Source organism: Actinoplanes sp. NPDC048988, from assembly GCF_043197815.1.
Lineage (GTDB): Bacteria > Actinomycetota > Actinomycetes > Mycobacteriales > Micromonosporaceae > Actinoplanes.
Genome location: NZ_JBICTW010000007.1, coordinates 132,604 through 151,640, shown reverse-complemented (window position 1 = coordinate 151,640; position 19,037 = coordinate 132,604). Strand labels below are relative to the sequence as shown.

Annotated in this window: 14 protein-coding genes; 7 read left to right on the top strand and 7 right to left on the bottom strand. The window is 69.0% G+C overall.

The window, feature by feature from the left end:
- Window positions 1-80 precede the first annotated feature (80 nt).
- The 3 genes from ACGFJ7_RS23585 to ACGFJ7_RS23575 are packed head-to-tail and all read right to left on the bottom strand — an operon-like array spanning window position 81 to window position 6,770.
- Window positions 81-1,178, bottom strand: coding sequence for a lytic polysaccharide monooxygenase (locus ACGFJ7_RS23585; protein ID WP_360255770.1), 1,098 nt, complete (start codon window positions 1,176-1,178; stop codon window positions 81-83).
- Window positions 1,179-1,188: 10 nt separating this feature from the next.
- Window positions 1,189-4,116 carry a glycoside hydrolase family 48 protein gene (locus ACGFJ7_RS23580; RefSeq protein WP_360255773.1) on the bottom strand — a complete coding sequence of 976 codons (2,928 nt, stop codon included), beginning with the start codon at window positions 4,114-4,116 and terminating at the stop codon, window positions 1,189-1,191.
- 20 nt (window positions 4,117-4,136) lie between these two features.
- Window positions 4,137-6,770: a cellulose binding domain-containing protein gene (locus ACGFJ7_RS23575; protein ID WP_360255775.1), complete on the bottom strand. Its 2,634-nt coding sequence runs from the start codon at window positions 6,768-6,770 to the stop codon at window positions 4,137-4,139.
- Window positions 6,771-7,129: 359 nt separating this feature from the next.
- Here ACGFJ7_RS23575 and ACGFJ7_RS23570 point away from each other — a divergent pair, with 359 nt between their 5' ends.
- The 4 genes from ACGFJ7_RS23570 to ACGFJ7_RS23555 all read left to right on the top strand — a co-directional run bounded on the left by ACGFJ7_RS23570 (window position 7,130) and on the right by ACGFJ7_RS23555 (window position 12,140).
- Entirely contained in the window at window positions 7,130-8,494 is a 1,365-nt protein-coding gene (locus ACGFJ7_RS23570) for a UDP-glucose/GDP-mannose dehydrogenase family protein (protein WP_360255777.1), read from the top strand.
- A 295-nt stretch (window positions 8,495-8,789) separates the two neighbouring features.
- A complete protein-coding gene (locus ACGFJ7_RS23565) occupies window positions 8,790-10,160 on the top strand; it encodes an ABC transporter substrate-binding protein (RefSeq protein ID WP_360255779.1) in 1,371 nt (456 codons plus the stop codon).
- A 130-nt stretch (window positions 10,161-10,290) separates the two neighbouring features.
- A complete protein-coding gene (locus tag ACGFJ7_RS23560) occupies window positions 10,291-11,232 on the top strand; it encodes a carbohydrate ABC transporter permease (RefSeq protein WP_392644012.1) in 942 nt (313 codons plus the stop codon).
- On the top strand, window positions 11,229-12,140 hold the full coding sequence (locus tag ACGFJ7_RS23555; RefSeq protein ID WP_360255784.1) for a carbohydrate ABC transporter permease: 912 nt from the start codon (window positions 11,229-11,231) through the stop codon (window positions 12,138-12,140). The genes ACGFJ7_RS23560 and ACGFJ7_RS23555 overlap by 4 nt, the downstream gene beginning before the upstream one ends.
- Before the next feature lie 212 nt (window positions 12,141-12,352).
- On the opposite strand, the gene ACGFJ7_RS23550 is transcribed toward ACGFJ7_RS23555, so the two are convergent.
- Complete coding sequence (locus ACGFJ7_RS23550) at window positions 12,353-14,224, bottom strand: hypothetical protein (RefSeq protein ID WP_392643773.1); 1,872 nt, start codon at window positions 14,222-14,224, stop codon at window positions 12,353-12,355.
- A 150-nt stretch (window positions 14,225-14,374) separates the two neighbouring features.
- Between ACGFJ7_RS23550 and ACGFJ7_RS23545 the strand changes: the two genes are divergently transcribed.
- Window positions 14,375-15,136, top strand: a complete 762-nt coding sequence (locus ACGFJ7_RS23545; RefSeq protein WP_360255788.1) for a tetratricopeptide repeat protein — start codon at window positions 14,375-14,377, stop codon at window positions 15,134-15,136.
- A 94-nt stretch (window positions 15,137-15,230) separates the two neighbouring features.
- Here the strand turns inward: ACGFJ7_RS23545 and ACGFJ7_RS23540 are convergent, their stop codons facing one another.
- The 3 genes from ACGFJ7_RS23540 to ACGFJ7_RS23530 are packed head-to-tail and all read right to left on the bottom strand — an operon-like array spanning window position 15,231 to window position 17,229.
- A complete protein-coding gene (locus tag ACGFJ7_RS23540; RefSeq protein WP_360255790.1) occupies window positions 15,231-15,479 on the bottom strand; it encodes a hypothetical protein in 249 nt (82 codons plus the stop codon).
- Window positions 15,476-16,273, bottom strand: a complete 798-nt coding sequence (locus ACGFJ7_RS23535) for an ABC transporter permease (protein ID WP_360255792.1) — start codon at window positions 16,271-16,273, stop codon at window positions 15,476-15,478. The genes ACGFJ7_RS23540 and ACGFJ7_RS23535 overlap by 4 nt, the downstream gene beginning before the upstream one ends.
- A gap of 2 nt (window positions 16,274-16,275) precedes the next feature.
- On the bottom strand, window positions 16,276-17,229 hold the full coding sequence (locus ACGFJ7_RS23530; protein ID WP_392643770.1) for an ATP-binding cassette domain-containing protein: 954 nt from the start codon (window positions 17,227-17,229) through the stop codon (window positions 16,276-16,278).
- A 102-nt stretch (window positions 17,230-17,331) separates the two neighbouring features.
- Here ACGFJ7_RS23530 and ACGFJ7_RS23525 point away from each other — a divergent pair, with 102 nt between their 5' ends.
- Both ACGFJ7_RS23525 and ACGFJ7_RS23520 read left to right on the top strand, forming a co-directional pair.
- A complete protein-coding gene (locus ACGFJ7_RS23525) occupies window positions 17,332-18,429 on the top strand; it encodes a TetR/AcrR family transcriptional regulator (protein ID WP_392643768.1) in 1,098 nt (365 codons plus the stop codon).
- Window positions 18,426-19,037: a transcriptional regulator gene (locus tag ACGFJ7_RS23520; RefSeq protein WP_360255798.1), complete on the top strand. Its 612-nt coding sequence runs from the start codon at window positions 18,426-18,428 to the stop codon at window positions 19,035-19,037. The genes ACGFJ7_RS23525 and ACGFJ7_RS23520 overlap by 4 nt, the downstream gene beginning before the upstream one ends.

The window sequence follows — 19,037 nt, the reverse complement described above, 5'->3', positions numbered from 1 at the left end:
GAACCGTCGGAACTTTCGGTGCGGGCAGACGCCGGCGGCGACGCGAGAGAAAGCTCGCGCCGCCGCCGGAGAGGGAAAGGTCAGGCCGTCGTACAGGCCAGGTTGTTCACGCTCGGTGGCGCGGTCCCCGAGCCGATCAGCCCGAACGTCGTGTGGCTGTTCGCCGCCACCGTGCCGTTCCAGTTGGCGTTCTTGACCGTCACCAGCGAGCCGCTGCTGGTGGCCGTGCCGCTCCAGGCCTGGGTCAGGCCCTGCGAGCCCGGCCAGGTCCAGGTGACCGTCCATTTGCCGATGGCCGCGGTGCCCGCGTGCACCATCACCTCGGCCTGGAAGCCGCCGTTCCACGTGCCCGTGACGTTGAACATCGCGGAGCAGGCGCCGTTGCCCGGGTTCGGCGACGTGTCGGGCGTGGTGGGCGTGACCGGCGGGGTCGTCGGCGGGGTCGGCGAGCCCGGGGTGGTGCCGCTGCCCCGGATGCCGGTGACCTCACCGTTGCCGCCGTCGAAGACCACGTCGGAGCAGCCGTAGAACGTCTCGTTGCTGTCCGAGCGCTGCCACACCGAGTAGATGATGTGGCGCCCGCTCTTGCCGGACGGCAGGTTGGCGTTCCAGTAGTAGTAGCCGTCGTCGCTGCCCGGCCCGCCGTTGTCCGGCGGGTTGGTCACCGTGTCGAACGGCGTGGACTCCAGGTCGCTCCAGGCCAGCGGCCGGGTCGGGCTCCAGCTGTCCTTGGTGATGTAGAGCCGGAACGTGCCCGGGTGCTTGGCCCAGTTGTTGTACTTGACGCCGAGGGTCCGCCCCGAGGTCAGGTGCGTCACCGGCCAGTCGTCACGGGCCAGGTTGAAACCGGTGAAGTTGTACGGTCCCCCGGTGCCACCGGAGCAGAGCTGGCCGTCGGGGATGAAGCCCGACATCCGGCCCGCCCCGTCCGAGCGGAGCACCGCGAACCAGTTGTACAGCGACGTCGTCCCGCTCTGGGCCACCGCCGCCGCGCAGGCCGCGTTCGTCGGCTCGATGGCGCCGGTGGTCGGGTTACGGCCGTCCTTGTAGCACAGCCACGTCCGGCTGCCCGGCACCATGATCGCACCGTGTGCCTCGGCCGCGCCCGGCAGTCCGATCAAGGCCGCGCCCGCGGCGAGGACGGCGCTCACGGCGTACACAAGAAAGCGTTTTTTCATCGCGAACCCCTCAGCCGTTGGGGAAGAGCCGGGCGAAGTCGGCGTAGCCGGTGGCGACGTCGACCTGAGCCCAGAACCGGTGGTAGTTGAACGTCGGCGCCGGGCCGCCGTTCAGGTACGCCTCGACCTTCGGGTAGTCGGGGTCGTTCTTGTAGAAGGAGCGGATGTCCAGGAAGGACACGCCCGGCTTGATGGCGTCGCCGTTGGGCATCTTGCCGCTCCAGCCCGGCGGGATGTAGATGCCCTGGCCGGTGGACGCGTTGTAGGTGTCGTCCATCCGCTCGTAGTCGGCGCGGGTCTCGGTGACCGACACGCCCTTGGCGTCCTTCTTGGTCCAGATCGCGTCGAGCAGGTTCTTGGCCGCGGTCTTGGCCGCCGCGTTGCCCGACTTCGCCGCGTAGTAGGTCAGCAGCTTGGCCAGCGAGCCGGCCACGCCGAGGTCCTGACCCTTGCTGGTCACCGTAACGTGCAGGTTGGTGTTGGCCGCGGGCGACGACGGGTTCCAGGTGGCCGGGGCGCCCGACCAGGCCATGTCGGACGGGATGGAGAATTCGGTGGCGCTGATGGTGCTGTTGGCCAGGGCCCACGGCACCCACTTGTCCAGCACCGACTTCGCCTTGGCGTCATTGGTCGTGTAGTAGTACTCGGCCAGCCGCTCCAGCGACCAGGTCTGCATGCCGAACCAGCGGTTCGACGGCGGGTCCTCGTAGACCGGGGCCTCGACGTAGGCGAGACCGTAGAAGGTCGGCGTGCCGGCCGGGCGGGCCTGGTAGCTGCCGTTCCAGCTGTTGGTCGCGCCGCCGGCGATCGCGCCCTCCGACGACTGGAGCCACTGGTAGAACTCGAGCTGCCGGTTGAGGCTGGCCTGCCAGTCCGCCTTGGCGGTCGGCGACTTCGGGGCGAGGGCGCTGACGTTGGACAGGACGTAGGCGGCCATCGGGTTCTGATATCCGAAGTGGCTGGTGCTCGAGCCGATCCGCCACGCCCAGCCGGCGTTGGTGTCGGTCGCGCCGCCCCAGGCGTAGTACCAGGACATCAGGTTGCTGGAGGCGTTCTTGCCGGTGCCCGCGGCGCACGAGGTCGACGCGCAGCCCGGCTGCTTGAAGTACTTGTCGTAGAAGGAGTAGCGCAGGTAGTCGCCCATCTTGGCCGCGTTGGTCACGGCGCTGGAGATCTGCGACTGCTTGCCCTGCTCGGTGGCCCAGGTGTACGCCCAGTACGCCGCCTGCACCGCGCGCGAGTCCGCGTCCGGCGCGTTGGTGTACTTCCACTGCTTGGCGTAGCTGGAGTCCTTGGTGAACAGGTCGAGGTACCCGTTCGGGCCGCCGTGCTTGAAGGTGTCGCAGGACGGCTGGGGCACGGTCTCGAACGTGGACTCCTGCGGGCCGCGCTGGAACGTGTTGATGAAGACGTTCTTCGTCGTGCCGTCGCCGCAGTGGCCGAAGCCGTAAACGTTGTCGACGTCCATCAGCCAGTGCATGCCGTAGATGTCGGAGGTGCCGTAGGCGCTCTTCAGCTCGGCCGCCAGCGGGTCGGAGCCGACCGAGACGCTCGAGTCGAGCTGCGACGGGTACTGCGACGGCAGCGGGTGCTCGGCCGCGTAGGTGGCCGGCTTGGACGGGTCGTACTTGTCGTTGGTCGGCTGGTCGGCGTGCGACGGGATGATGTACTTCTCCATCGTCGCCCAGGCGCTGTTGAACGGCGCCCAGTCGCCCGACGCGTGCCCGTGCTCGGCCTCGAGCCACAGCCAGTAGCTGAACGCCTCGGACGTCGTCTCGTGACCGTGGTCGGGCGCCTCGTCGATCAGCGTCTCGATCGAGTGGTACGGCAGCCCGTCCGGGCTGAAGTAGCCGTTGGCCGGGTTCTTGATGTCGTTGTAGAGCTGGGTGAAGCGGGCGTCGGCCGAGCCCTGCTGGGCCACTGTCGCGTTCACCGTGGCCGCGGTGTGCCCGCTCGCGGTGGCCGAGAAGGTGGCGGTCGCGCCGAGGGCGGCCGCGCTGGTCGCGGCGACCGTGACGGTCTGGCCGGTGTTCCAGTTGGCCGGGGTGAAGGTGAGCGAGGCCGGCGTGGCCGACACGGTGGTGGCCCCGGCGGTGCGGGCGACCGCGACGGTCACGTCCGCCGTGGGCGCCTTGGACAGGGCCAGCTTGAAGGTGGCGCTGTCACCGGGCGACACGGTCAGCGAAGTGGCGTCGGCCACGATCGCCGGGGTGGTGGCGGCGTCGACGAAGACGGGCACGTCGGCGGTGTTGCTCTTGACCCCGTTGGCGTCGTACGCGATGGCCTGCAGGTGGTACGCCGCGGTCTGGGCCGGGACGCCGGACCAGGTGTAGGTGTACGGAGCCGCCGTGTCGGTGTTGATGAGCAGCCCGTCGTGGTAGAACTCGACCTTGCTGACCGTCCCGCCGCCGGCCACGGTGGGCGTGGCCGTGATCGGGATCGACGCCGGCGCGGTGTACCGGGTGTTCGCGGCCGGGCTGGTGATCTCCACGGTCGGCGCGGCGACGGCGCCGTTGCAGGGCGCGCCGTTGAGGGTGAACGCGGTGGGCACCGGGTTGGCCGAGCCGAACGTGCCGTTGAAGCCCGTGCTGACCGTGGCGTTGGTGCCGAGGCCGCCGTTCCAGGCCGCGTTGGTGACGGTGACGTGCCGGCCGCTCTGCGCGTAGACGCCGCTCCAGCCCTGGACGGCCTTCTGAGCCGCGTCGGGGAAGTCGTACTCGAGCTTCCAGCTGGTCAGCGGGTCACCGGTGTTGGTGATGGCGATGTCGCCGGTGAACCCGCCGGGCCACTGGCTCTGCACCTTGTAGACGACGGTGCAGCCGGGTGCGGCGAGGGCGGGAGCGCCGGCTGTGAGGGCCACGCCGGCGCCGAGGACGGCGGCGCCGGTGAGGGCCAGCCCGCGGCGCAGGCGTCTTCTGACTCTTTGTCGAGCTCGCACGAGGGGGAGTTCCTTTCTGCTCAGGAGCAGGTGATGGGAGAGGGGACGGGGTTATTGGTTCCGGCGACGCTGCCGAGGAAGCCGAAGGTGGTGCCGGCGCCGGCGGCGAGGGCGCCGTTGTAGGTCGCGTTCCGGACGGTCACCGTCGTGCCGCTCTGGGTGGCGGTCGCGTTCCAGGCGTTGGTCAGGGTCTGGCCCGCGGTGAAGGTCCAGCCGACGTTCCAGCCGGTGAGGGCGGCGGTTCCGGTGTTCTTGACGGTGACCTCGGCCTGGAAGCCCCCTTGCCATTGACCGGTGATTTTGTACGTGGCCGAGCAGCCCCCCGGAGCAGGCGTGGACGGGAGCGGAGTAGTCGGGGGCGCAGTGGTCGGTGGCGGGCTCGTCGGGCTGGTGGTAGTCGGCGGCGGCGTTGTGGTCGTGCCCGTTTTATCGCCATAAAGGATGCCGCGGCCGTTGGTGCCGAGGTAGACGCGCCCGTACACGTTGGGGTCGGCCGCGAGGGCGTCACCGGCGTTGCCGTACTGATGGGCGTCGTCGTTGATCCGCGCCCAGCTCGCCCCGGTGTCGTCCGAGCGGAAGACCCCGGTCACCCCGTCGACCGTGCCGACCAGGTAGACCGCGGGCCGGGACTGTCCGGGCGCCGCCTTGCCGAACGCCACGTTGATGCCCGAGGTCACCGACGGGACCTTCGTGAACGTCGCCCCGGAGTCGGTGGAGCGCAGCAGCCCCGTACTGCCGGCGAACCAGACCTCGCCGCCCGCACCTGGTACCGCCTTGAAGTGCAGCCGTCCGTCGGCCGGGAGGGAGGCGGCCGACGCGGTGAAGGTCGCGCCGCCGTCCCTGCTCGTGTAGAACGTGCCGGCGGCGTACCCGTAGAAGATCTTGGGGTTGACCCGGTCGCTCTCGACGATCGCGCCCGCCGGCAGCCCGGCCGAGGCGGTCCACGAGCTGCCCCGGGTCGTGCTGACATGCACGCCGGCGCCCTGCGGGGACCAGACCATCGACGTCGCGTCGGCGCCGACCGCGATCGTGCCGCCGCCGGTGACGCCGGACGGTTCCTGGCCCTGGTACCAGTTCTTGCCGCCGTCGCTGGAGATGCCGATGTGCGGCGCCGCGTCCGCGTTGCCGACCCGGGCGAACACGGCCGGGGTGAGCTCGGCGAAGTCGAGGCTGGTGTTGCTGCTCAGGCTCGGCGTGTCGTGGAAGTTGGCCGGAACCGCGTCGAGCGACGCGTGGTGGAAGCCGCCGATGTCGCCGAGCGCGCTGACCAGCGGTGCCCCGGTCGGCGGGCTGGCCAGGTCGAGGACCGCGGTCTCCTCGAGGCCTTTGGCCATCGGCTTGATCGTGACGGTCGAGCCCGCGTCCCAGTTGGTGAGGTTGGTCGAGCCGTAGACCGTGGCGCCCGTGCCGTACAGAAAACGGCTGGAATTAAATGGATCGATGGCCAGGGTCTCGTTCATCCAGCCGAGCTTCGGTGTCGATTCGGGCGGCTGCGGATTGGTGTTGAAGTCGAGCCACGGATTGGCCGAGATGTCCATCGTGTAGCGCTTCGCGACCGACGGATATCCGGCGAAGTCCCAGATCCGGGTCCAGGTGGCGCCGTAGTCGGTGCTGCGGAAGAAGATCGTGTCGGGCCACCAGGAGATCTGGGTGGCCACCATCAGCGTGCCCGGCTTCTGCTTGTCGACGGTCAGCCCGGAGTAGCCGTAGTACGGCGACGCGGAGGCCGGCGTCGGCGAGATGTCGGTCCAGGCCCCGGTGGTGAGGTCGAGGCGCTGCACCTGGCCGGCGCCGCCGTCGTACGGGCCGCCGGTGTCGCTGGTCGCGATGAACAGATAGTTACCCTGTACGACGCCCTTGTGCGCCAGGTATCCGGTCGGCTGGCCGGGCACGCGCTGCCAGGTCACGCCGTTGTCGAGCGACCGGTAGACCGGGTTCTGCTTGTCGGCCACGCCTACGTAGATCTGGTTCGCGGCGCCGAAGGTGACCCAGGTCAGGCCCTGGTTCTGGCTGAGGTAGCCGTTGGTGTCGCTCGGGTCCTGCACGTAGTTGCCGGCGTTCGGGAACGCGGCGACCTTGGCCCAGGTGGCGCCGTAGTTCGTGCTCCGCCACAGGCCGTTGCCGCCCTCGGCGGCGTAGTAGACCGTGCTGTTGTGATGCGGGTCGACGGCGAGCCGCTCCCCCATGCCGCGCCCGGGCATGTTGCCGCCGTTCTTGAACGGCAATGTGGTGATCTGCCAGGTGTTTCCCTTGTCGGAGGATCGCAGGATCGCGCCGTTGTTCGGGTCCCAGCTGTTGGTATACATCCCGACAGCGGCGTAGACCCGGTTCGTCTCGACCGGGTCGGGCGCGATGCTGACGACGCCGTTGTAACCCCAGTTGTCCTGGCCCACCCAGTCGAGCAGAGGCGTCCAGCTCTGCCCCGATTCGTTCCATCGGTAGGCGCCGCCGATGTCGGTCCGCGCGTAGATCAGGTTCCGTTCGCCGGGGTTGAACACGACGGCCGGAACGAATCCGCCGCCGTCGATCCGGACGTTCTTCCAGCCGTACGGGTCGACGGCCGCCGCCGCGGCCGTCAGGGGCCGGGCGAGCACCATCGCCACGGCGCTGAGCAGGACCGCGGCGACTGCGGCCGAGAGGGTGGAGCGCCTCATTCGGAACCTTCCATCGATGGGCGTCATATTGGGAGCGCTCCCAGAAGCGTGGGTCGCGGACATCTGCGTGTCAAGACCTGGAAACCCGTAGTTGACAATCGTGCATATCTTGGGCACCGTGCGAGGCTTGAGATCTTCGGCGGCGGGTACACGCCAGACCTAGCGGGGCAAACCGCTCAAGCTATTGAGACCGGTGAATCGCGGCGACTCTTAGGAATGAACCGAATACCGTACGTCAAGGATTCGCCGGGCGTTTTTCTACGCTGTGTATCATCTGGCCTTGATTACGGGGACGGCGTGGCGTTCGCTGTGTCAGTGGAAGCGGCGGTCGCCGGACCACCGCGGTGGAGGAGCGTTTGATGAAGGTTTGCGTTGTCGGCACTGGCTATGTCGGACTCACCACCGGCGTCAGTCTTGCCTTCCTGGGCCACCAGGTCACCTGCGTCGACCTCGACCAGCACAAGGTCGACATGCTGCGCGGCGGGCACTGCCCGATCTACGAGCCCGGCATGGAGGACCTGCTCGCCGAGGCCTCGGGCAACCTGACCTTCACCACGTCCTACGCCGAGGCCGTGCCCGGCGCCGACGTGGTCTTCGTGGCCGTGCAGACCCCCTCGGCCGCCGACGGCTCGCCCGACCTGCGCTACCTGCGCTCGGCCGCCGAGAGCGTCGCGCAGAACCTCGACAACGACTTCACCGTCGTGGTCAACAAGTCGACGGTCCCGATCGGCAGCGGAAACTGGGTCGACGCCATTCTGCGCGACTCGTTCGCGGTGCGTGACGACGCTCCCGAGAACTGCGAATTCTCGGTCGCGTCGAATCCGGAGTTCCTGCGTGAGGGCAATGCCATCCACGACACGCTCTTTCCGGATCGAATCGTCATCGGCTCGGACAATCCGCGCAGCCTCGAGGTGCTCAACCAGCTTTACCGCCCGATCATCAACCAGACCTTCACCGCGCCGAGTTTCGCGCCGCGGCCGGACGACACCACTGCCGTTCCGCTGGTCTCCACCGACCTCGCCTCGGCCGAGCTGATCAAGTACGCGGCCAACGCCTTCCTGGCCCTGAAGATCAGCTTCGTGAACGAGATCGGCCAGCTGGCCGGCAAGGTCGGCGCCGACATCACCGAGGTGGCCCGGGGCATCGGCCTCGACCAGCGCATCGGCTCGCGCTTCCTGGAGCCCGGCGTCGGCTGGGGCGGCTCCTGCTTCGGCAAGGACACCAAGGCCCTGATCGCCACCGGCGCCGAGTACAACTACGAGATGCCGATCGTGCGGGCCGCGCGCGACATCAACCAGCGCCAGCGCGCGATCGCCGTCGAGCGCCTCCAGGACGAGCTGCGCATCCTCAAGGGCCGCAAGATCGGCCTGCTCGGCATCGCCTTCAAGCCCAACACGGACGACCTGCGCGACTCGCCGGCGCTGGACATCGCCAACCTGCTCATCGCCCGCGGCGCTCGGGTCCGGCTGCACGACCCGATCGCGGCCGAGCGATTCCGCAAGGAATACCCCGAAATGGCGCCCTATCTGGCCGAGACCCTCGACGGCGCCTTCGACGACTGCGACGCCGTCGTGCTGGTGACCAAGTGGGCCCAGTACCTCGAACTCGACTGGGGCAAGATGGTCGGCCTCATGCGCCAGCCGATCGTCCTGGACGGCCGCAACGTGCTCGACCGCGAGCGGATGACGCGCCTCGGCTTCAAGTACCTGTCGATGGCCGGCTGACCCCGACCAGCAGGGCCTCCACCGAACAGGCCACCCCGCTCTCGTCTATTCGACGATAACTCAGCGGGGTGGCCTCTTTGCGACTAGGGTCTCCCGTAGGCCCTTTATGGGCCATGACCTGCGGTTCTTTCTTAACCGGTTAAGCTGCACCACGCATCGCGGCCGTATCGTTATCGAGTCGATCGAGCGGAAATCATTGCGCAACGTGCCGGTTACCTCTTGACTGTTGTCCAAGTAGCGCTTCGGACGGCGGCGTCTTTGGACGCCGGAGGCGTGATTTGACATAGGGAGCGGTATGTTCGGTCAACCAACGAGCCCGCGTTTTCGCCGGGCTGCGCTCGCCAGCGCGCTGAGCGCCGGGCTGGTCTTCAGCCTCGCCGCGTGCGGCGGAGACGATTCTGACAGCGGGGGCGGTACGGACGCGACCGCGTCGGCCATCGACTGCGCGCCATACACCAAGTTCGGCGACATCAAGGGCAAGACGGTCACGATCTACACGGGCATCGTGACCCCCGAGGACACCCCGCACAAGGAGTCCTACAAGCCCTTCGAGACCTGCACGGGCGCCACCATCAAGTACGAGGGTGACAAGTCCTTCGAGACGCAGATCCTCGTGCGGGCCAAGGCCGGCAACCCGCCGGACCTCGCGATCGTGCCCCAGCCGGGTCTGGTCAAGCAGCTGGTCGCGACCGGCAAGGCCAAGGAGGCCCCGGCCGAGACGGCGGCCAACGTCGACAAGTTCTGGGACAAGGCCTGGAAGGGCTACACCACGATCGACGGCAAGTTCTACGGCGCGCCGCTCGGCGCGAGCGTGAAGTCGCTGGTCTGGTACTCCCCCTCGGAGTTCAAGGACTCGGGCTACACCGTGCCGAAGACGCTCGACGAGCTCAAGGCGCTGTCGGACAAGATCGTGGCCGACAAGAAGAAGCCGTGGTGCGCCGGTATCAGCAGTGGCGACGCCACCGGCTGGCCGATCACCGACTGGATGGAAGACTTCATGCTCCGGACCGCCGGTCCGGACACGTACGACAAGTGGGTCAACCACACCATCCCGTTCAACGGCCCCGAGGCCACCACGGCCCTCGACGCGGTCGGCGCGTACCTGAAGAACGACCAGTACGTCAACGGCGGTCTCGGCGACGTCAAGAGCATCGCGACCACCACGTTCCAGGACGCGGGCCTGCCGATCACCCAGGGCACCTGCTCGCTGCACCGCCAGGCCAGCTTCTACGCGGCCAACTTCGACAAGGGCACCAAGGTGGCGGAGGACGGCGACGTGTTCGCCTTCTACCTGCCGGGCAAGGACGCCGACACCAAGCCGGTTCTCGGCGCCGGTGAGTTCGTCGTCGCGTTCGCCGACCGTCCCGAGGTCAAGGCCTTCCAGACCTACCTGTCCTCGGACACCTGGGCGAACATCAAGGCCAAGCTGTCCTCGGGCTGGGTCACGGCCAACAAGGGCCTGGACCCGAACAACCTGACCAACCCGATCGACAAGCTGGCCGGCACCATCCTGCTCGACCCGAAGGCGGAGTTCCGCTTCGACGGCTCGGACCAGATGCCGGCGGCCGTGGGCTCGGACGCGTTCTGGAAGCAGGCGACCAACTGGGTCACCGGCCAGGACACGAAGACCACGCTGGACAACATCGAAAAGGCATGGCCTAAGTAGTCACACAGCGTCATCGGGGCCGGTCGGGATATCCGACCGGCCCCACCCCTCTTCTTCATCGTCCAGCGCACAAGGAGGTCCGGGTCGCGTGTTCAACACCGCCTCCACCACCCCCGAGAAAATCTTGCAGATGCTCGCGGCGCTGCTTCTGTTCGCCGCGATCCTCGGTGTCATCCTCTTCATCGCCGCCAAGTTCGGCGGCCGGCGCGGCGACAAGGTCGTCGCGTGGCTCTACCTGCTGCCGACCGTGTTCCTGCTCGCGTTCGGCCTCGTCTATCCCGGGCTTCGCACGATCTACGAGTCGTTCTTCGACGCGGCCGGCAAGGCGTTCGTCGGGTTCGACAACTACAGCACGATCTTCTCCGACAACGACCAGCTCACCGTTCTGCGCAACACCGTGATCTGGGTCGTGATCGTGCCGTTCCTGGCCACGGCGATCGGGCTCGTCTACGCGATCCTGGTCGACCGCTCGCGCTTCGAGTCGTTCGCCAAGGCACTGATCTTCCTGCCGATGTCGATCTCGTTCGTCGCGGCCAGCGTCATCTGGAAGTTCATGTACGAGTACCGCCCCGACCAGGGCAACGTGAAGCAGATCGGCCTGATCAACCAGATCATCGTCTGGCTCGGCGGTAAGCCGCAGCAGCTGCTCATCGAGTCGCCGCTGAACACGTTCCTGCTCATCGTGGTGATGATCTGGATCCAGGCCGGCTTCGCCATGACGATCCTGTCGGCGGCGATCAAGGCCATCCCGGACGACATCATCGAGGCGGCCCGCCTCGACGGCGTGAACGCGTGGACGATGTTCCGCAACATCACGCTGCCGAGCGTGCAGCCGACCGTGGTCGTGGTGCTGACCACGATCGGTATCGCCACGCTGAAGGTCTTCGACATCGTCCGGACCATGACCGGCGGCCAGTTCAAGACCAGCGTCGTGGCGAACGAGTTCTACAGCCAGACGTTCCGGGCCGACAACCAGGGCCTCGGCGCCGCCCTCGCGGTGCTGCTGTTCATCCTGGTCATCCCGATCGTCGCCTACAACATTCGCACGCTCCGTCGTTCGGAGGCATCATGACCGCGACTCCGGTGACGACGACGCCCCCGCTGACCCCGCAGAAGGAGACCGCGGCGGGTATCGCGCGCAAGAAGCTCAGCTCGCCGTGGGCGTCGATCGCGGCGATCGTGCTGGCGGTGCTGTGGACCATCCCGACCTTCGGCCTGCTCGTCTCGTCGTTCCGCCCGGAACGCGCGATCAAGACGACGGGCTGGTGGACGTTCTTCAGCGACCCGACGGTCACGATGGAGAACTACAAGGCGGTCTTCGGTGAGGAAGGCGGCGTCAACCTGGCGGCGTACTTCGTCAACTCACTGATGATCTGCATCCCGGCCGTGCTGATCCCGATGGCGCTGGCCACGCTGGCCGCGTACGCGTTCACCTGGATCCACTTCCCGGGCCGCAACTTCCTGTTCATCGTGGTCTTCGCCCTGCAGATCGTCCCGTTGCAGGTCACCCTGATCCCGTTGCTCGAGATCTTCGTGAAGATCGACCTGACCGGCACGTTCTGGACGCTGTGGATCTCCCACTCGACGTTCGCCCTGCCGCTGGCGATCTACCTGCTGAGCAACTTCATGCGGGAGATCCCGAGCGGCCTGATCGAGGCGGCGCGCATCGACGGCGCCGGCCACGTGTCGATCTTCTTCAAGGTGATGCTGCCGCTGCTCACGCCCGCGCTGGCGGCGTTCGGCATCTTCCAGTTCCTCTGGGTCTGGAACGACCTGCTGGTCGCCCTCGTCTTCGCCGGCGGCGGCGACGAGGTCGCACCGATCACCCTGCAGCTCGCCAACCTGAGCGGCACCCGAGGCACGGCCTGGCAGCTCCTCTCCGCCGGCGCCTTCGTCTCGATCGTCGTCCCGGTGGTCGTGTTCCTGCTGCTCCAGCGCTACTTCGTACGAGGCCTGCTGGCCGGCAGCGTCAAGGGCTGAAACCCGCTCCGCACAACGGAGAGGCCGCGTCCCCGTGGGGACGCGGCCTTTCCTGTGCTCACCGCCATGACCGACGCCCGCTCGAGGACGATCCGTACGTGCGCGTACGGGCTCGATCGGATGCTGATCCGGCCGGTCATCCCGCTGCCCGGTTGAGGATCGCCGCGGGGACGCCCGGCGGATCGGGCATCCCCGCGGATCGACGGTTCCGGCTACGGCTGGCTGCGGGGGCCGCCGGGGGCCAGGGTGTCGACGAACTCGTGCGGGCCGTGCACGTCGGTGTGCCGGCGCGGGGCGCCGGCCTTCAAGGTGGAGACGGCGTTCTTGTCGGCTACCGCGGCCACCTGGTTGTAGGCGGCCTCGCTCAGCGCGTACGCCACGCGGTAGTCGTGCCGGGCGAAGGCCGTCCTGGCCACGCCGAGCAGCGCGTCCGCCTGGTGCAGGCGGGTGCCGGCCGGAACCGCCGCCGCCAGGCGGTTGGCGGCCTCCCAGTAGGCGGCGGTCAGGAAGCGGTCGCTGTTGTCCCGGTCGAACTGGCTGAAGTCCCAGTTCACGTCGATGTAGCTCATCATCGAGTTGTTCTCGTCGCCGGCCCAGGCGTAGAAGAATCCGCCCTCGGGACCGTAGTCGACCCCCGTCTCGCTGTCGTAGCCGTCGTGCGGATGCGGCATGCCCAGGTGGTGGCCCACCTCGTGGATCTCCGTCGTGGTCAGGCCGTAGCCGGACTCGACGACCTCGGGCGAGATGAAATTGAAGACGTACGACTGGTCGCCGGTCACGTAGTCGTCGTCGGCGAAGCCCAGCGCGGGCGTGCCCACGCCGGCCGCCACCGCGTAGTTGAAGACCGGGAGCTCATAGTCGACCTTGCCCTGGTCGTCCTGGGTACGGGCCAGGTTCTCCCGGTTGTAGAGGTAGAGGTTGGCCCACGCCGGGTAGCCCGTCTCGGGGTAACAGCTCTCGTCGGCGAGCAGGCCCACGTAGCAGGCCTCGGCCTCGGCGTCGTACGGAAGGTCCTGGCTGTCGAAGCTGAATTTGTTGCGCCACCGCAGCTCACCGAGTTCCCGCAGAAGCAGCCCCGGCTTCTGGTATCGCGCGGAGGCGTCGACCCCCGGCCAGCCCTCGTACGTGTTGCTGTCGATGTTGATGGTCTTCGGCGGCTCGGCCGTGGGCAACTCGACCGGGTAGAGCGGCGAGTTCGTCATGAGCAGGTTCAGCGCCACATACCGCGTGATCTTGCCGAGGTCGCTCGCGAGCGCGCTCGGCGCGCGGTAGCCGCCCGCCGCGTACTCCCAGACCGGCGGCATGCGGTAGTCGGCGACGCCGTCGCCGTCCACGTCGGCGTTCGTCACGTCGTAGTTGGCCGTCCACGACTCCGGCCCGGCCGACAGGTCGTGGAACCAGACGCGGCGGGTGCGCCCGAGCCCGGTCTCCTCGTCGTCGGCGGTGGTGCCACCCCAGGCGATCATCTTGCGGCTGTCGCGGTTGGCGCCGAAGTCGTAGCCGGTGTCCGGATCGGGTTCCCCCGTCTTGGTGTAGACGTGGAATTTGAAGTCGGGCCGCCCGTACCAGTTGACGAAGAAGATGGTGTTACGCCGGGTGTCCACCCCCGGCGGCGGGTTCAGCGCCAGCCACTTCTCCACACTCGGCGCGTCGATGGCGTGGTTCTTCGTGATGGTCTTCGTCCGCTTCGGCTGCGCGTTGTAGGCCGTCTGGTATTCGGTCAGCGGCGCCGGTTTCGCCATTGTGGTCAACTGCGCGAAGAACCGGTTCTCGTACGATTTATCGGCGTACCGGAGCTTGTAGTCGTACGTGTAGGTGATGCCCAGTTTCTCGGTGACCCCGTACGGAAGCCGCGACCGCACCACCGGCTCGTACTTCCGGGCCAGCTGCTGGGTGAACTGCCCCCGATCCGGCTCATAGCCGACGAACACGACGTTCACCGGCACCTTCTCGGTCAGCCGAGGCTGCCCACCAGGATTCAGGAATTGGTATTTGTACGCGGGCGAGGCCGCCCCCGCCGGTGTCGCGGACGCCCCCACTAGCACAGCGGTCAGCACCACGATGAACGCGCTTCTCCGTCTCATCCCGCAACCAGACCATCAACGAAGATCGATGGCAAGTGTCACTCTTTCGGTGATGTTTTCCCCCATCCCTCATCGCCACCGACGGCTTTTCCCAGGTAGGCGCCACCCAGCCCGGTCCCGGCGCCTGGACGGGGCCGCTATAACGGTCGAATGGAGGCCATCGATCAGCTCGGCGACGACAATCCGGCCGCCGCCCAGCTCCTGTGCGTGTGCGCCGTCCTGCACCCGGCACCGCTCCCCGTGGACGTGCTCACCCCCGGCCTGCCCACACTCCCCCGCCCCTTGGGCGAGGTGACCCCGTCGGCTCTGCCCGCGGTGGTGGAAACCCTGACCACTCAGGGCCTGGCCGCCACCGATGCCGGCGGCCTCACCATTCCCGACCAGATCCGAGACGCGGTGCGGGACAACCTGGGCCCGGAAGCGGTACGGGTATGCCGCGCCTACGCGGGCACGCTGATCGCGGCCGCCGCACCCACCGAAGTGGAGAACCCGTCGACGTGGCCGCGGTGGGCGGCCCTGGCCCCCCACCTGATAGCGGCCGACGCCGCCCACAGCCCCGATCCGGCCCTGCGGACGGCCGCCCACCGCCTGGTGGCTTCCCTCCTCCATCGGGGAAAGCCCCGCCCGGCCCGAACCATCGCCGCCGAACTGCACGCCGCGTGGAGCGCCGAGCTGGGTCCCGACCACCCCGACACCCTGACGGCCGCCCATGAGCTGGCCCGGTCCATGTTGGCCGCCGGCGCCCTGCTCCCGGCCCGGGCCCTCCTGGAGGACACCCTCAACCGCATGATCCAGGCCCTCGGCCCCACCCATCCACAGACCCTGTCCACCGCGGCCACCCGCCGCGGCGCCCTCCTCCGCCTGGGAGGCGCCCCCGGCAAGACGGCCCAGCGCCGCCCCCGCCGCCGCTAGCAACACAGCCCCCGGCAAGACGGCTTAGCGCCGCCCCCGCCGCCGCTAGCAACACGGCTTCCGGACCCGGCCGCGGCCGGGCGACCGGCGCTGATCAGCGCAGCGTCGCCGCCGGGCCCCAGCGCTTCTGAGCGGCCTGCTTCGTCACCCCGAGGCATCCGCCTATCTCGCCCCACGTGGCGCCCGCTCGACGGCAGGCTCGCACCTCGTCGGCGAGCTCGCGGTTGAGCCGGTCCAGCGCGATCTCGTAGCGGGCCGACGCGGCGGTGAGCCGGGCGAGCGGGGTGGTGGCCGTCGATGCCCTTCGGCGCGGGGACGGGACGGTCGCGCCGGGCCCGGTCATTCGCGGCGACCGTAGGCCGCCACCGCGAGCGGGCAGAAGAGCAGGAAGATCGCCGCGCACCAGAGCAGCGTGGTGGTTACCCGGTCGCCGGCCGGCGTTCCGTTGAGCAGGGCTCGGCAGGCGTCCATGGCCGCGCTGACCGGGTTGACGCCGACCCACGAGGCGAGCCAGCCGGGAAGGCTGGTGGCCGGCGTGGCGAGGCTCGTGCCGAGCTGGAGCGGCAGGAAGGTGAGGAAGCTGAAGGCCAGGACGGCTTCGGCGCTCTTGACCGTCACGCCGATGAGCACGGTGATCCAGCTGAGGCAGAAGCCGAACAGGACCGCGATACCGACGGCGGCCAGGGCGGCCGCGAACCCGCCCTGGGCACGGAACCCGAGGAGCGTGCCGATCAGGTACAGGACGCCGGCGGCGGCCAGGTACCGGACGACGTCGGCGAGCACGGAGCCGAGCAGAGGCGCCAGGCGGCTGATCGGCAGGCTGCGGAAGCGGTCGGTGATGCCGTTCTTGAGATCAATGTTGATGTTGGTGCCGGTCGAGACCAGGCCGGTGAGCCCGGCGCCCATGACCAGAATGCCGGGAAACAGGTATTGCAGGTAGTCGCTGGTGGCGCCGGCTATCGCGGTGCCGAACAGATAGAGGAAGAGCACGAGGAACAGCGCCGGCGTCACGACGCCGTTGACGATGGCGCCGGGATTGCGGGAGGTCTTCGCGAGACTGCGGCGCGCGAGGATCAGGCTGTGCCGCACCTGCCGCGACGGCCGGTGCGGCGGCGGGGCGATGGTCGATGTCGTCACGGTCATGACCTCCGCGACGCGGGGGCGACGGCCGTGTTCGTCAGCGCGAAGAAGACCTCGTCGAGACTGGGCAGCCGGAGGGAGAGCTCGCTGACGTCGACGGCCTGCCGGTGGAGCTGAGCGGTGATCTGGAAGAAGTCGTCGTCCCGGGTGACGGGCACGGCGACCTGCCGGGCCGATCGTTCGGGATGGTGGCCGGTGACGGCGGCCAGGATGGTGGCGGCGCGGTCGGCGTCGGCCGGGTCGTTCACCCGTACGGTCACGGTGTGCCCGCCGACGCGACGTTTGAGTTCGGCGGGGGTGCCGGCGGCGACGACCCGTCCCTGATCGATGACGGTGACGGTGTCGGCCAGGGTGTCCGCCTCCTCGAGGTACTGGGTGGTCAGCAGGACGGTGACGCCGTCGGCGCCCAGGTCGCGGATCATCTGCCACAGTTCCTCGCGTCGTGCGGGATCCAGCCCGGCGGAGGGCTCGTCGAGGAACACGACGCGGGGCCGGCCGACGAGGCTCACCGCGAGGTCCAGCCGGCGGCGCATGCCTCCGGAGTACGTGGCGACGCGGCGGGCACCGGCCTCCGTCAGCCCGAACCGGGCGAGCAGCTCGTCGGCCCGGTGGGCGGCGTCGCGCCCGGACAGGTCGAGCAGCCGGCCGATCATGACGAGGTTCGCTCGTCCGTCGATCTCCTCGTCGACGCTGGCGTGCTGACCGGACAGTGCGATGTGGCGGCGCACGTGAGCCGGCTGGCGTGCCACGTCGTATCCGGCGACGCGGGCCACCCCGGCGTCGGGTCTCAGCAGGGTGGCCAGAATGCGGACGAGAGTGGTCTTACCGGCGCCGTTGGGGCCGAGGAGCCCTAGCACCTGGCCCTGGGGCAGCGCGATGTCGACGCCGTCGAGGGCGGTCGTGCGGCCGAAGCGCTTGGCGAGCCCGTGTGTTTCCAAACCGAGGTCAGCCACGAGGGTCCCTTCGTCGGTTCCAGATTCTCTTGGATTTCAGATGTTCTCAACATCTGGATGGTCACAGTATGCTGGCGCCGTGCTTTCCGTAAAGAGGATCCGATGGTTCGGCTGACCCGAGCCCAACAGCAGGAGCGCACCCGCGCCGCGGTGCTGACCGCGGCCGCCGCGGAATTCGCCGAGCACGGCTATGCCGAGGCTCGGGTCGACCGCATCGCCGCCCGTGCTGAGCTCACCCGCGGCGCCGTGTACTCCAACTTCCCCAGCAAGCGGTCGCTCTACCTGGCGGTCCTGCTCGACTCGCTGCCGGGACCGACGGCCGGTGACACCACCGCGGTCGAGCCGGTCGACGTGGCCGGCGGCGCGGAGTCGTTCGCGCGGGTCTGGCTGGAGCGGCTGCCCCTGTCCGGGGAGGCGCCGCCGGCCGGCCGGCTTCGTGCCCTGTCGGTGACCGGCGTCTTCGAGGACGGTCCCGGGCGTACCGCGCTGGCCGAGGTCACCAGGCTGGAAAGCCTGCTGCTGGCGCTCGCCCTGGAGTCGTGCCGAGCCCGGCCGCCGGGCCGGCGGGTGCGCCTCGCCGAAATGATCCTGACCTTGTTGCACGGCGCGAACCACCTGGCCCAGACGGCGCCCGGCTTCGGCGACCCGTTCGACGTGGCACGCGCCTGCCGGCACCTCGCCACCCTCGCGGCCGACGACGTCTGGGCTCCGGCCCATCTGCCCTACGTCGCCGCCGCGCGACAGTGCCACGACGCCTGGACACCGCCGCCGACGATGACCGATGAGATCACCGGCGCACCGGCCGGCCCGGCCGGCCCGGGCGTGGTCGTCCTTCTGGGCACCGGCCGGCTCAGCGCGGCCGAGGAAGCGATTCGGGCCGCCCGCCCCGGCGAGCACGTCACGGTCGCGGTCGTGACGGCGGATCCGGCCGAGAGCGGGGCGCTCACCCGGTTGCGGATCGCCGACCTCGCCGCCTGCCTGCGACGAGTGTTCGGACCGGCGTTCCGGCCGTCCCTGAGCCTCGTCCTCGACGACCGGGCCGCGCTCGCGTCCGCTCTCGGCGTCGAGGCCACCGACGACACCGAAGCGGCGGTACGCGTGACCGCCGGGCACATCGTGGCCCGCGCCCATGGTCGCGGAGCGGCCTACGCGGCGGCCACCGCCCCGATCCCGGCCGATTCCGAGGAGGAGAGACGATGACCGACTCGACCCGGCCCGCCGTGCTGCATGTGCTGCGGTGCATCGGCGTGGCTGAACTGCCGCGGGTGGCCGACGCCGCCGGCCTGGCCACGTCTCAGGCCGAATCCGACCTGATCGATCTCGCCGTCTCCGGGCTGGTGACGCGAACCGCCGGGGAGTTCGGCGGATGGGGCCTCACCGAGGCCGGCCGGGCCGAGGACGCCCGCGCGACCGCCGGCGAAGTCGCCGCCGCCGGCGCCCGGCGCGCGATCGCCACGGCGTACGAGAAATTCTTGGTTCTGAACCCGGAACTGCTGGATCTCTGCTCCGCGTGGCATGTGCGCGCCGCGAACGGCACCATGGTGCCGAACGACCACAGCGACAGCGGGTACGACGCCCGGGTCCGGGACCGGTTCGTCGACCTCGACCGGCGGGCCGGTGCCGTCTGCGCGGAGCTGTCCGCGGCACTGCCCCGGTTCCGGCGGTACCGGGCCCGGCTCACCGCGGCGCTCGACCGCGCTCGTTCCGGCCGGCTCGAATACCTGACGGACAGCGTCGACTCGTACCACACTGTCTGGTTCCAGCTGCACGAAGACCTCCTCGCCACCCTCGGCATCCCTCGCCAGTGA

Coding starts and splice junctions, on each gene's coding strand:
- ACGFJ7_RS23540 (WP_360255790.1), bottom strand. CDS start 15,479: ATGACCGGGCCCGGCGCGACCGTCCCGTCCCCGCGCCGAAGGGCATCG.
- ACGFJ7_RS23575 (WP_360255775.1), bottom strand. CDS start 6,770: ATGAGGCGCTCCACCCTCTCGGCCGCAGTCGCCGCGGTCCTGCTCAGC.
- ACGFJ7_RS23585 (WP_360255770.1), bottom strand. CDS start 1,178: ATGAAAAAACGCTTTCTTGTGTACGCCGTGAGCGCCGTCCTCGCCGCG.
- ACGFJ7_RS23520 (WP_360255798.1), top strand. CDS start 18,426: ATGACCGACTCGACCCGGCCCGCCGTGCTGCATGTGCTGCGGTGCATC.
- ACGFJ7_RS23545 (WP_360255788.1), top strand. CDS start 14,375: ATGGAGGCCATCGATCAGCTCGGCGACGACAATCCGGCCGCCGCCCAG.
- ACGFJ7_RS23570 (WP_360255777.1), top strand. CDS start 7,130: ATGAAGGTTTGCGTTGTCGGCACTGGCTATGTCGGACTCACCACCGGC.
- ACGFJ7_RS23560 (WP_392644012.1), top strand. CDS start 10,291: ATGCTCGCGGCGCTGCTTCTGTTCGCCGCGATCCTCGGTGTCATCCTC.
- ACGFJ7_RS23550 (WP_392643773.1), bottom strand. CDS start 14,224: ATGAGACGGAGAAGCGCGTTCATCGTGGTGCTGACCGCTGTGCTAGTG.
- ACGFJ7_RS23555 (WP_360255784.1), top strand. CDS start 11,229: ATGACCGCGACTCCGGTGACGACGACGCCCCCGCTGACCCCGCAGAAG.
- ACGFJ7_RS23565 (WP_360255779.1), top strand. CDS start 8,790: ATGTTCGGTCAACCAACGAGCCCGCGTTTTCGCCGGGCTGCGCTCGCC.
- ACGFJ7_RS23525 (WP_392643768.1), top strand. CDS start 17,332: ATGGTTCGGCTGACCCGAGCCCAACAGCAGGAGCGCACCCGCGCCGCG.